This is a genomic window from Clostridium sp. (genome assembly GCF_021443865.1).
In the GTDB taxonomy this organism is placed as follows: Bacteria; Bacillota; Clostridia; order Clostridiales; family Clostridiaceae; genus Clostridium.
The window spans coordinates 109,366-121,848 of sequence record NZ_JABUTB010000002.1; the positions used below are offsets into that span (position 1 = coordinate 109,366).

11 protein-coding genes are annotated in these 12,483 nt (G+C 28.0%); 8 read left to right on the top strand and 3 right to left on the bottom strand.

Annotation, left to right across the window (positions count from 1 at the left end):
* The first annotated feature begins 19 nt into the window (after window positions 1-19).
* Both HUJ77_RS00660 and HUJ77_RS00665 read left to right on the top strand, forming a co-directional pair.
* Window positions 20-850: a MetQ/NlpA family ABC transporter substrate-binding protein gene (locus HUJ77_RS00660; protein ID WP_291706638.1), complete on the top strand. Its 831-nt coding sequence runs from the start codon at window positions 20-22 to the stop codon at window positions 848-850.
* A gap of 18 nt (window positions 851-868) precedes the next feature.
* The gene (locus tag HUJ77_RS00665; RefSeq protein WP_291706639.1) at window positions 869-2,038 is read left to right on the top strand and encodes an amidohydrolase; all 1,170 of its coding nucleotides are present in this window, start codon (window positions 869-871) and stop codon (window positions 2,036-2,038) included.
* A gap of 171 nt (window positions 2,039-2,209) precedes the next feature.
* On the opposite strand, the gene HUJ77_RS00670 is transcribed toward HUJ77_RS00665, so the two are convergent.
* The 3 genes from HUJ77_RS00670 to HUJ77_RS00680 all read right to left on the bottom strand — a co-directional run bounded on the left by HUJ77_RS00670 (window position 2,210) and on the right by HUJ77_RS00680 (window position 5,270).
* Window positions 2,210-3,436, bottom strand: a complete 1,227-nt coding sequence (locus tag HUJ77_RS00670) for a C40 family peptidase (RefSeq protein ID WP_291706640.1) — start codon at window positions 3,434-3,436, stop codon at window positions 2,210-2,212.
* A 305-nt stretch (window positions 3,437-3,741) separates the two neighbouring features.
* Entirely contained in the window at window positions 3,742-4,767 is a 1,026-nt protein-coding gene (locus HUJ77_RS00675; RefSeq protein WP_291706641.1) for a hypothetical protein, read from the bottom strand.
* Complete coding sequence (locus HUJ77_RS00680) at window positions 4,767-5,270, bottom strand: hypothetical protein (protein ID WP_291706642.1); 504 nt, start codon at window positions 5,268-5,270, stop codon at window positions 4,767-4,769. Before HUJ77_RS00680 ends, HUJ77_RS00675 begins: the two co-directional genes overlap by 1 nt.
* Before the next feature lie 222 nt (window positions 5,271-5,492).
* Between HUJ77_RS00680 and HUJ77_RS00685 the strand changes: the two genes are divergently transcribed.
* The 6 genes from HUJ77_RS00685 (at window position 5,493) to HUJ77_RS00710 (ending at window position 12,399) form a co-directional block, all read left to right on the top strand.
* The gene (locus tag HUJ77_RS00685) at window positions 5,493-6,464 is read left to right on the top strand and encodes a DUF624 domain-containing protein (protein ID WP_291706643.1); all 972 of its coding nucleotides are present in this window, start codon (window positions 5,493-5,495) and stop codon (window positions 6,462-6,464) included.
* Between the two features lie 48 nt (window positions 6,465-6,512).
* The gene (locus HUJ77_RS00690) at window positions 6,513-7,259 is read left to right on the top strand and encodes a hypothetical protein (protein WP_291706644.1); all 747 of its coding nucleotides are present in this window, start codon (window positions 6,513-6,515) and stop codon (window positions 7,257-7,259) included.
* A gap of 163 nt (window positions 7,260-7,422) precedes the next feature.
* Window positions 7,423-8,226: an HAD family hydrolase gene (locus tag HUJ77_RS00695; protein WP_291706645.1), complete on the top strand. Its 804-nt coding sequence runs from the start codon at window positions 7,423-7,425 to the stop codon at window positions 8,224-8,226.
* Window positions 8,227-8,549: 323 nt separating this feature from the next.
* Window positions 8,550-9,455 carry a Gfo/Idh/MocA family oxidoreductase gene (locus HUJ77_RS00700; RefSeq protein ID WP_291706646.1) on the top strand — a complete coding sequence of 302 codons (906 nt, stop codon included), beginning with the start codon at window positions 8,550-8,552 and terminating at the stop codon, window positions 9,453-9,455.
* A 227-nt stretch (window positions 9,456-9,682) separates the two neighbouring features.
* Window positions 9,683-10,810: an ABC transporter ATP-binding protein gene (locus HUJ77_RS00705; RefSeq protein ID WP_291706647.1), complete on the top strand. Its 1,128-nt coding sequence runs from the start codon at window positions 9,683-9,685 to the stop codon at window positions 10,808-10,810.
* Entirely contained in the window at window positions 10,810-12,399 is a 1,590-nt protein-coding gene (locus HUJ77_RS00710; RefSeq protein WP_291706648.1) for a glycine betaine ABC transporter substrate-binding protein, read from the top strand. Before HUJ77_RS00705 ends, HUJ77_RS00710 begins: the two co-directional genes overlap by 1 nt.
* The last annotated feature ends 84 nt before the right edge of the window (window positions 12,400-12,483 follow it).

Consider the following 12,483-nt stretch of genomic DNA (forward strand, 5'->3'; position numbering starts at 1 on the left):
TGAAAAGGAGAGTTTAAATATGAAAACAAAGAAATTATTAAATCTTATATTATCAGGAGTATTAATTTTATCATTAGCAGGCTGTGGGGTAGCAGAAGCTAAGGAATCTAAAGAGGAAAACAAGGTTATTAAAATTGGATTAGTTGGGGAAAATACAGACCAATGGGAACCTGTAATAAAGAAACTTGGGGAAGAAGGTATAAAATTAGAACTTGTAACTTTTTCAGATTATAGTCAGCCTAATCAAGCTTTAGCAGATAAAGAAATAGATTTGAATTCCTTCCAGCACTATGCTTTCTTAAATAAGGACATTGAAGATAGAGGCTTTGATTTATCAGTTATAGGGGAAACAATAATTGCTCCTCTTGGAGTTTATTCAAATAAAATAAAATCCTTAGATGAATTAAAGGATGGGGATTCTATTGCAATACCTAGTGATGCAACTAATGGAGGAAGATCTCTTAAAGTGTTAGAAACAGCAGGAGTTATAAAGGTAAATGAAGCAGCAGGATATACACCAACTTTAAGTGATATTACTGAAAATCCTAAAAATATAAAATTTGTAGAAGTGGAAGCTGCACAAACACCAAGATTATTAGATGATGTAGCTGCTGCATTTATAAATGGTGGACACGCTGTTGATGCAGGATTCTATCCAAGTTCAGATGCTATATATTTAGAAAAAACTAGTGAAGGTAGTGACAATCCATATATTAATATAATTGTTGCAAGAACAGAAGATAAGGATAATGAAACTTATAAAAAAGTTGTAGATGCATATAGAACTGAGGAAGTAGCAAATGTAATAAAAGAACAATATAAGGGTGCTTATTTACCAACTTGGAAATAGCAAAAGGAGGGGCAACTAATGAGTATAAAGGATTATGTATTAAAGGAAAAAGATTATATTATTTCTCTAAGAAGAGAATTTCATAAATATCCAGAGGTTAGTTTAAAGGAATATAAAACAGCAAAAAAAATTGAAGAGGAATTAGATAAATTAAATATTCCTCATAAGAGAGTTGGGGAAACAGGGGTTTTAGGAATAATAAAAGGTAATACTGAAACAAATAAAGTAATAGCTTTAAGAGCAGATATTGATGCTCTTAAAGTTCCAGATGATAAAGATGTAGAATATAAATCACAAAATGAAGGATATCATCATGCTTGTGGTCATGATGCTCATACATCTAGTCTTTTAGGAGCAGCAAAGATATTAAAGGAAAGAGAATCAGAATTAAAGGGAGAAGTAAGATTATTTTTCCAACAAGCAGAAGAAATTGGACAAGGTGCAAAGATATTTATTCAAGAAGGGGCATTAGATGGAGTGGAAGTAATACTTGGGGCACATGTATCCTCTCATTTAGATGTTGGACAAGTATCAGTAACAAGTGGACCTATAGCTGCTTCTTGTGATTATTTTAAAATAATAGTTAAAGGAAAAGGAGGCCATGTATCTGTACCACATTTATCAGTAGATGCCTTATATATTGCAAGTCAAATTGTATTAAATCTACAATCAATAGTAAGTAGACAAACAGATCCTGTTGATACAGTAGTTGTGGGGGTAGGTGTAATTAGTGGGGGAACAATTTATAATGCAGTAGCTGAAGAGGTTGTACTAAAGGGAACTACAAGAACCTTCTCCTTTGAAACAAGGGAAAAGACTAATAAAAATGTAGAGAAAATAGCAAAATCCATTGGAGAAATATATGGAGCAGAAGTGTCAGTAGAATTTAAAGATTATGCATCACCACTTATAAATGATGAAAAAGTTAGTAAAGAAGTAGCAGGTATAGCTAACACTATTGTGGGTGAAGAAAATGTAATAACTAACGCTCCAAAGAGATTAGGAGCAGATGACTTTGCAGAATTCCTAATAGAAGTACCAGGCACATATATTCATGTAGGAACTAGGAATTCATGTAACTCAAATACTGCTGCAGAGCATCATAATCATTTATTTGATGTAGATGAAGAAGGACTTCTTGTAACAACAAATATAGAAGTAGATTATGTACTAAGTAAGCTACTGTAAAAAATTGGTCCCCTGGGGAAATTCTATTTCCCCAGGGGACCAAAAACTGGAAAAAAGCTGCCACACAATACCTTACAAATACTTTGTGACAGCAGCATATCATCCCTAGTGGGGGAGATGTGCCATTATATAATGAAGTTACACTTAGTATGTGTAATTATAATTTATTTATTAATTAATAATTCTCTTTGCAGATGTTATATTGCTTAAATTTATTGGTTGTATTCTTACATAATCTCCTGTGTTAGGGGCATGAAGTATATAACCTCCATCAATATAGAAAGCCACATGAGTAGCTGGGCTTCCCCAAAATACTAAGTCACCTGTTCTAAGCTCAGATAAACTTACATCTGTTCCAAAGTTTTGTTGGTCTTGAGATACTCTTGGAAGATAATATCCAAATTGTTTATAGCAATATTGGACTAATCCAGAGCAATCAAATCCATTAGGAGTTGTACCACCCCAAACATATGGAACACCTTGGAATTGACTAGCATAAGCCACAATTTCAGAAGCAGAATAGCTACTTATTGGATAGTTTGTACTTTCATTTTCTTCATAGCTACCTCTATTTGGTTCAATAGAATTACTTTTCGAACTGTCTTGAGAAGATTCTTGTCTTTTAGATTCTTCCTCTGCTTGTATTCTAGCTTCCTCTTGTCTTTGTTTTTCAAGTTCAGCTTGAACTCTTTGCTCTTCTAATTCAGCAGTTATACTTGAAACAGCTGCTTTTTCACTTTCTATTTTTTCAGATAAATTAGCTTGAATTATATTTAATTCACTTAATTTTTCTTGTTGTTCATTCTGCATAGATGTCATATCATCAACAATAGATTTTGCTTCATTATTAGCTGCCTCTAATTCCATTTTCTTTACTTCTAAGGCTTCTTCTTCATTTATTAAATCTTTTTTTAGTTTATCTAATTCTTCTATATTCTTTTTGCTAGAATTAACTAAAGCAGAGTAGTTATAAAAATTATAGGCTGCATCAAATACATTATCAGATTTAAAAATAACATCAACATAAGATAATTCCCCGAATTTGTACATGCTACGTACAAATACATTCTTATTAGCTTCTCTTTTTGCTATTTCTTCAGTGTATTGATCAATTTTTAGTTTACTTTCATGTATAGAGTTATTAATTACACTTATTTCTTCTTCAAGGGCAGCTTGTCTATACATTGCAGCTTCTATTTTGCTATCTAATTCTTGAATAGAGAGTCTTAATTCTTCTGATTGAGCTTCATAGGTACTTAATTTATAAGTATCTTCTTTTATACTTTCATTGTATTCCTGTAGCTGTTGCTGAAGTGGGTCTGCAATAGCTATTTTATCTTGAGTAGAAATTAATAAAATAATTATTAAGACTAAGGATAGTCTTGATTTATATTTCATTTTTTCACCCCTCTTTATTATCTAAAGCAGATAAATTCTAAAAATTTATTAAATAAATAGACAAAGGCAGTCCTTTAGACTGCCTTTGCTTATATAGAATCATAATAATTAATTTCTTTAGTCTTTACTAACATAGCTTCAACTCTGGTAGATGATTCAATATTAGCAGTTCTAATATAAATTTATTTTTTTAATGAAATAATAAGAAAATATAACTTGTAAAATTAATATAATTATTGTTAATAATTTGTATACTTATAGTCTACCACTTATTGAAAAATAATACAAGAATAAGGATGTTTAATTTAAATATGGTAATAGTCATTTTCTATTATTTTTAGTTTTTCTATATCTTTATAAAGATCCATATATTCTAAATGTTCCTTTGAACCATTTATTAGGTTTATCTTAGTAGGACCAATAAATAAATATAGACCTTCAGTTTTAATAACATTAAGAGTAAGGTTATCAAAAATAGCTCCTAATCCTCTTATTGAAAACAATAAAGTAGTATCATGACTTTGCTTTCCATCTACAAGGTAATAAACATTTATTCTATCAGGCTTTTCTTCAATTCCAAACTTATCTTCCCAGTTACTTGGAAAGTTTATTGAAATTCCTATATCTTCATTTTCATAAAGATAAGTATCATCATTTTGCTTAATTAAATCATTATTAGGTATTAAAGGATACCTTGTAAAATTATATTTTCCAATGAAAAAGCTAGAAATAAAGGATAATAAAATAGTAAATATAAAAATAGCATATAACTTTTTATTTCTATTCTTTAACCTTTTAAATTCATCTTTTACAATAAGAGAATTATTTTCATTAATAAGTAATGCTAGAAATTCTTCTAAGGAAATAGGCAAAGCAGTTTTTGGGATAAAGGGAGACACCTTTGAATTTTTAACAGATAAGATTAATCCATGTTTTAAAAGAATAATATTATCAATTTCACTTAATTTAATTTTCATAGAACTAAATTCATTTTCTCTTATTAAATAACCATCTTCTATAGTAAAGTAAAAGGTACTTTCAATATCACAAAATAATTTAGTGTTTTTTATTGCTCTCTTTCTTCTTAATTTAATTATTAGTAAAAATAATAAAAGAAGAAGGGCAGAAAATACAATAATAAACGGGATTAAATAAGGAAGATATCTATAATCTTCAGATAATATATAAGTAATTAAGGAAAATGCAAGTATTAAATAAGGAGCTAAAATGGTCTTTAGGTATAGAGTAATAACTGGAGAGGTTGTATTTAAATACCTAAAATACTCTCTGAAGCTAATTCTATAATCACTTGGCTTATATTCAAATTCCATTATTTAATCCTCCTTACCTTAATATATTTTTCAATATCATTAATTAATTCTTCTGCATCAACATCAAAGAATTTTAAATAAAATAAGTTTCCAGGTAGTCCAATAAGCTTATAATGCAATCTTAAACTATCATTATCTACAATAACATTACTTACTGCTTTCCAGTTAATATGTTTTGATACATCAGCACTTTCAAAATAAATTCCTTCTTCAGCAAAGGAGATATTTACTTCGTCATTAGGCACAGAAGTTAATAACTTTTTACATTCATTTCTGTAAGATACAAGGAATATAAAGAATTCTAATAATAAAGTTAAGGTAATTATAGATGAGAGGATTTCCATTTGTAACTCTAAAGCTTTTAATACTATGATTGATAATAAAAACAAACCAATATTAACTATAAAAACAAGAGTTAAACTACCCTTTAAGAGAGTTTTCTTAATATATCTTTTATAAGTAATTTCAAAATCAGCATTATTAGTTAATTTATAATAATACATTTAGTTTCTCCTTTATAATTTTATTTCCTTTATTATACAGGAAAGTAGGGGGAATATAAACAATTTAAGTAAATGTAAATTATTGCACCCCAGGGGACCAAATATTTACATAATTATATTTATGGATTAAAATGGATTTAATATATACTTTTTATGGAAAATATTTTGATAATTCAGTAAAAGTATTAAAGAAAAGAATTAGAAAAATAGGGGAGAATTAATATGAGCAATAATAATTTGAAAAGTACTGAGGGCTATTTTTCTACAAAGAAACTAATATATATTTTAATTACAAATATATATTTTTTAATAGCAATATCACCTTTTTTAATATACTGCCTAGCTTTAGGAAATGACATATCTATTTACATTGTAGCCATTTTAGCAGTTATAGTAGGACCAGCTATATCAACAGTATTTTCAGTACTAGGTAGAGTTATTAAGGGAAAAGAAACTAATGCTCCTCAGGATTTTTTATACTTCTATAAATTAAACTTCCTACAAGGAATACTTGCAGGAGCAATAATAAGTGCAATATTATTAGTTGCTTACTTAGATATGGGATACTTCCTTAAAATGGGAGTAAATAAAATTTTATACTTATTTATTGTAATTAAAGGATTCATATTGGCAGTTAGCCTTTATGTTTTTCCAATTATAGCTAGAATTAGTGCTAAAACCTTAGATGTTTTTAAACTAGCTATAGAATATACAATAAAAAAGTTTTATTTATCATTAACAATGATAACAATAGTGATAGCATTTTTATTTGCAGTAAAACTATTAAAAATATCATTGATTTCATTATTATTTGGACCAGTTGTTATAGCATATATAATATTATTATTAGAGAAAAACATACTAATAGATGCAGAGGAAATCCTAAAGGATAAATATAAGGAAATACTAAAAAATGAAGAAATTAAGAAATTAGAAAATAGACAATTTAATGAAGATGAATATGTACAAGAGATGGTTAATATAGAATTAATAGATAATGAATATTTAGAAAATGAATATTTAGAAAATGAATATTTTGAGGATGAGTATTTGGAGAATGAATATTTTGAGGATGAGTATTTGGAAAATGAATATTTTGAGGATGAGTGCTTTGAAGAGGAATTAATTGAAGATGAAGATTTTGCAAATAAAGAAATAAAAATAGAAGATGAATATTTAAAAAAAAATAAATAGAATGTATAATTTATATATAAGGAAAAATATGGTTAAGAAGGTGAAGTAATGAAAATTACAAAAATTCTATTTCTTTTTATATTAAGTTTATTATTAATTGGATGTAATAAAAATACTAAGAGTATTATAGAAAAGGATACTAATACTAAAAAAGTAAGTGAAAATAATAGTGATACCAATAAAAATATAGAAAAAAATACTGATATGAAAAATACTATAGTTAAAAAAAATGAAGTTAATATTGAGGATAACTCTAAGAATATTATTGATTTAGAATTAAGAAATAGTACTATTGCAAAGGTTTATTCAGAAGCAATTAACTCAGTTAAAGACTTCTCAGAAAAAAACTCCTTAGAATTAATATTCGAAGAACCAATAGAACATAGAATTAGTAGAATGGCTCACTTTGGTAACACATCAATCTTATTACAAGATTTACAAGCATTAGGAGCAGAAACCGTAAGCTATTTTACTGATGAAGATATACTAAATGTAGAGTTGAGTATTGTAGAAGATGATAACACTTATTCACATATAGCTTATAAAGCATCAATTGCAAATATAAATAAAGACTTTAATTTTATGGAATCAAAGCTAAATGAATTTAGAAGTATGTTAGTAGATAAGAATGAATTGAATTTTGATAATATAAATAAATATATTGAAGATATGCTTAATAATAACTTAGAAGGAGATGCCTTATTTTTTAATAAGATAGATGATGATAGATATGAGAGTATTAGGATTAAAAATAATAATTGTTATTATAAATTAATATATAATCCAAAGCTTTAAATCAGTGAATAACATATATTTACTTGAAAATTCCAGATTTAATAAAAGAAATAATATAATATTTAAGACTTTAAATTACCACTGAATGGTATTTTAAGGTCTTTTAATTTTCCATATGTATTATATAATAGTAATAAGTAGAATTAAAGCAAAGGAGAAAAACATGAATAATAAGGGAATAGTATTTTTTGATGTAGACGGAACCCTAATAGATTGGACAAAAAAGATATACGATCCAACTGAAAGAACAAAGCTAGCTATAGAAAAGCTAAGAGAAAATGGCTACTTAACAGTATTAGCAACAGGGAGGCCAATGAATTCAGTTCATAAAGGATTATTAGATTTGGGCTTAAATGGATATGTTGCTTCAAATGGTGCTTATTTAGAAATAAATAATAAAGTATTATTTAATGAAACTTTAAACAATGATGAACTTAAAGAATTATTAGATTTCCTAGAAGAGAACAATGTAGTTTATATGCTTGAAGGACAAGAATACAACTATGTTTTAGATATTGGAAATGAAAAGCTATCAAGCTTTCTAGAAGCAGCTAATTTAGATAAAAACAATTTTAGAGAAGATTGGGACAAAGATACTGTTAAAGTTAACAAGATTATAGCTATAGCCTATGACGGAAATTCCTTCAATTTAGTTTTCGAAAAATTCAAAGAAAAAGATTATGCTTTTATGTCAAACCAAAGCAATGGTGGCGTTTTCGAAATATACAAAGCTAAATATACAAAAGGATATGGAATTGAACAGTTATTAAATTTATTAGACATAAGTAAAGATAAAGCCTATGCCTTTGGAGATGGTGAAAATGACATAGAGATGTTCCAAGTAGTAAAATACGGAATAGCAATGGGAGATTACCATGAAAGATTAAAAAAATATGCCTATGATTTAACAGAAAATGTAGAAAATGAAGGAATAGAAAAAGGACTGAAAAGATTAGGACTAATATAAATAAATGAATAATGCAAAATGGGTAATGCACAAAGATTAATGCATAATGCGTAATGCACAATGCATAATTAAGGTGTAAATTCCTCCAAGGTCGGAATTTAGAAATAATGAAAAGCCTCTTTGCTGAAGCAAATTGGCATGAAAGAATGAAATAATGAAGATTCTCTTTTGCTGACGCAAAATCGAAATGAAAAAATACAGGAATAAATTCCTTTGGAATTTATAAAATTTCATAATTCAGCTTGTCTGAATTATTTCAACAATTATCAATTATGCATTACGCATTATTAATTGCTGCCTTAGGCAGCCGAAAGGGGTTAGAGATGAGAGTTGCAATAATTGGACTAGGTGCCATAGCGCAAAAGGTTTATTTACCACTGTTATCTTCTATGGAGGATATTGAGCTTTTGATATCAACTAGGAACAAAAAAGTCTTAGAAGAGGTATCTAATAAATATAAAATAGATAGAGCGTATAATCTATTAGATAATTTGTTAAAAGAAGATTTTGATGCTGCCATAATTTCCACTCATGCTGATGGTCATTATGAAATAACTAAAAAGTTATTGAATAAGGGTGTTAATGTATATATAGACAAGCCATTAACATACAATCTTAAGACAAGTACAGAAATAGCAGAGCTTGCAAAGAAAAATAATTTAATTGCTATGGTAGGTTTTAATAGAAGATTTTGTCCAAAGGTTAGGGAGCTTAAAAATAAGGGCAAGGCTGATATTATTATTATGGAGAAAAATAGAGAGTATCCACCAGGTGATATTAGAAAATTTGTTGTAGAAGATTTTATACATGTTGTTGATACATTAAGATTTTTAATGGATGAAGAAGTTAAGAGGATGGATATTAATTTTTCTAAGGAAAATAATAATCTAAAAAATGTAGTTGTTACATTTAAAGGAGATAAAACAACAGCTATAGGAGTAATGAATAGAACTGCTGGTATAACAGAAGAAAATATAGAGTACATGGTAAAAGGCTGTAAATATGTAGTGGAAGACTTAGTAGATTCATTTAAAATTAGTAACAAGGGACGAGTGAAGACAACTTATGGTGGTTGGGAAAATACTCTTTATAAGAGAGGTTTTGTAGATTTAATTGATCATTTCCTAACTTCAGTAAAAGAAGGAAAAGAGACAAATCCATCTATTGAAGATTCAATAATAACTCATAAATTATGTGAGTATATTGTAAATCAAATAAATAATAATTAATTTAGTTAGCTAACTAGAGATATTCTTTAGTTAGCTTTTTTTATAAAAACCTTGGTAAAGCTACAGATGATGGTGATTTAAGTATAATTTACCTAAAATAGATAATATTAAGTATTTACAATAAATATTAGAAATGTTCATAAAATTTTGACTAACTGACAACTTTAATATATAATAAAGTTGTTTACAAATAAAGGAGAATTTGTGTATTTCAAAGGAGGTTTAAAATGATAGAGTTTAAAAATGTAAAGAAAAGTTATAAGAATAGTGTAATCCTTGAGGACTTTAATCTTAAAATTGATGAAGGAAATTTAGTGGTTTTAATAGGTTCTAGTGGTTGTGGTAAAACAACATTATTAAAAATGATAAACAGATTAATAGAAACCACATCGGGAGAAATTTTAATAGATGGTAAGAATATTAAAGATATGGATCCAATTAAATTAAGAAGAAGCATAGGTTATGTTATTCAACAAACAGGACTATTTCCTCATATGACAGTAAAAGAAAATATAGAAATAATTCCTAAGCTAATGGGTAAATCAGAAGAGGAAATAGATAAGAAAACATTGGAATTATTAAATATGGTTGGATTAGAACCAGAAAAATATAGTGATAGATATCCAGCAGAACTAAGTGGAGGACAGCAACAAAGAATTGGAGTTGCAAGAGCCTTTGCAGCAGATGCAGAAATAATATTAATGGACGAGCCTTTTAGTGCTTTAGATCCAATAACAAGAGCAGAACTTCAAGAGGAATTATTTAATATTCAAAAGGAATATAAAAAGACTATAGTATTTGTTACTCACGACATGGATGAGGCATTAAACTTAGCAGATAAAATTTGTATATTGAAAGATGGTAAGATTCTTCAATATGATACACCAGAAAATATATTAAAAAATCCATCTGGTGAATATGTTGAAGAATTTGTTGGTAAGAATAAGATTTGGACTAAGCCTGAAATGATAAAGGCAACAGATGTTATGATTACAAGACCAATTACTGTTAATCCAAAGAGAAACCTTCTTCAAGCAGCTCAAATTATGAGAGAAAGTAAGGTTGATAGCTTGCTTGTTATAAATAGAGAAGGACTATTATTAGGATATGTAACATTAGAAAATATTCAAAGAGTAGTAGATAAAAATATTTTTGTAGAAGAAATTATGAGTAAAAATCCTTTATGTATTAATGGAGATATTGCACTACCGGAATTATTAGAAGTATTTAATAACTTAAAGAGAGGATATTTACCAGTATGTAATGGCCAAGGAAAATTACTAGGGCTTGTTACAAGAAGTAGTTTAATTTCAGTTTTAAGTAGTCAATATATAGAGGTAGGGGGAGATAATTAATGGATAAATTCTTTGAACAATTAGCAGTGAGAAAAACAGAGATATTATCACTTTTAATAGATCACTTACAACTAACATTAGTTGCAGTTTTAATTGCAGTAGTAATAGGTGTTCCCTTAGGTATTTTAATAACTAAAAATAAGAGAGTTGCTAGTGTAGTTATTGGCTTTGCTAATCTAGTGCAAGCCATTCCTAGTTTAGCTATACTAGGATTTTTAATTCCTATTATAGGTATAGGCTCAACACCTGCTATTACAATGGTAGTTTTATATTCAATGCTACCACTTATTAAAAACACATATACTGGAATAACAAATATTAATCCAGATATGTTAGAGGCAGCTAAGGGATTAGGGATGACTAATAGTCAAACCCTAAGATTAATAAAAATTCCTCTAGCTATGCCAGTAATTATGACAGGTATAAGAATATCATCAGTAACAGCTGTTGGACTTATGACAATAGCAGCCTTTGTAGGAGCTGGTGGACTTGGATACTTAGTATTCTCTGGTATTCAAACAGTAGATAATAATCTAATTTTATTTGGAGCTATTCCAGCAGCAGTATTAGCATTATTTATTGACTGGATAACAGGAAAAATAGAAAATGTAACTATGCCTAATGGTATAAAGAGAGCTGATGGAACTATGAAGATTAAGAGAATGAATAAAATTTCTAAGAAGAAAAAGAAATTTTACACTGGTATAGCATCTTTATTAGTTATAGGGGTTTTAGCTTTAATTATAGTACCTAAGGTGATTTCAGGAAATAATAAGAAGATAACAGTTGGTTCAATGAACTTTTCAGAACAGTTAATTTTAGGTAATATGATTTCACAATTAATCCAAGAAAAAACTGATTATGAGGTAGATGAACAATTAAACTTAGGGGGTAGCCAAGTTACCTTTAGTGCAATTAAATCTAGATCAATAGATTTATATGTTGAATATCTAGGAACAGCTTATGTAACTATGTTAAATATTGATGAACCAAATTCAAATACAGAAGAAGTTTACAATATAGTAAAAGAAAGATTTGGTGAAGAATACGGAATAACAGTTTTAAATCCTTTAGGTTTTAATAATACCTATGCTATGGCTGTAACAAAAGAAACAGCAGAAAAATATAATTTAAAGACTATTTCAGATTTAGCTAAAGTTTCAGACCAATTAACTCTTGGCCCAACAATTCAGTTCCCAAATAGAGAAGATGGACTAATTGGTTTAGAAAAAGCTTATAATATGAAATTTAATGCTGTTAAGCCTATGGAAACTGGATTAAGGTATACAGCTCTTATGAGTGGAGAAAGTGATGTTACTGATGCCTTTACTACAGATGGACTTATAAAGAAATTTGATTTAGTAGTTTTAGAAGATGATAAAAACTTTTTCCCACCATATGATGCAGTTACAATGGTTAAAAAAGAAGCTTTAGAAGAATATCCAGAGCTTGAGGAAGTTATAGGATTATTAGACGGAGTAATAACAGAAGATAAAATGATAAAAATGAATTATGAAGTAGATGAAAATAAAAGAAGTCCAAAAGAAGTGGCTATAGAATTTTTAAAATCAGAAGGACTAATAGATTAATAGTAATTGTATTATAAATTATGGAGCTGTGGCAACAGCTCCTAAATTAAAAATGTAGAATTATTCATTTTACATTGTGCGACA

Excerpts from the sequence above, each read along its gene's own strand:
- HUJ77_RS00660 (WP_291706638.1), top strand. The coding sequence starts at position 20 with ATGAAAACAAAGAAATTATTAAATCTTATATTATCAGGAGTATTAATT.
- HUJ77_RS00665 (WP_291706639.1), top strand. The coding sequence starts at position 869 with ATGAGTATAAAGGATTATGTATTAAAGGAAAAAGATTATATTATTTCT.
- HUJ77_RS00670 (WP_291706640.1), bottom strand. The coding sequence starts at position 3,436 with ATGAAATATAAATCAAGACTATCCTTAGTCTTAATAATTATTTTATTA.
- HUJ77_RS00675 (WP_291706641.1), bottom strand. The coding sequence starts at position 4,767 with ATGGAATTTGAATATAAGCCAAGTGATTATAGAATTAGCTTCAGAGAG.
- HUJ77_RS00680 (WP_291706642.1), bottom strand. The coding sequence starts at position 5,270 with ATGTATTATTATAAATTAACTAATAATGCTGATTTTGAAATTACTTAT.
- HUJ77_RS00685 (WP_291706643.1), top strand. The coding sequence starts at position 5,493 with ATGAGCAATAATAATTTGAAAAGTACTGAGGGCTATTTTTCTACAAAG.
- HUJ77_RS00690 (WP_291706644.1), top strand. The coding sequence starts at position 6,513 with ATGAAAATTACAAAAATTCTATTTCTTTTTATATTAAGTTTATTATTA.
- HUJ77_RS00695 (WP_291706645.1), top strand. The coding sequence starts at position 7,423 with ATGAATAATAAGGGAATAGTATTTTTTGATGTAGACGGAACCCTAATA.
- HUJ77_RS00700 (WP_291706646.1), top strand. The coding sequence starts at position 8,550 with ATGAGAGTTGCAATAATTGGACTAGGTGCCATAGCGCAAAAGGTTTAT.
- HUJ77_RS00705 (WP_291706647.1), top strand. The coding sequence starts at position 9,683 with ATGATAGAGTTTAAAAATGTAAAGAAAAGTTATAAGAATAGTGTAATC.
- HUJ77_RS00710 (WP_291706648.1), top strand. The coding sequence starts at position 10,810 with ATGGATAAATTCTTTGAACAATTAGCAGTGAGAAAAACAGAGATATTA.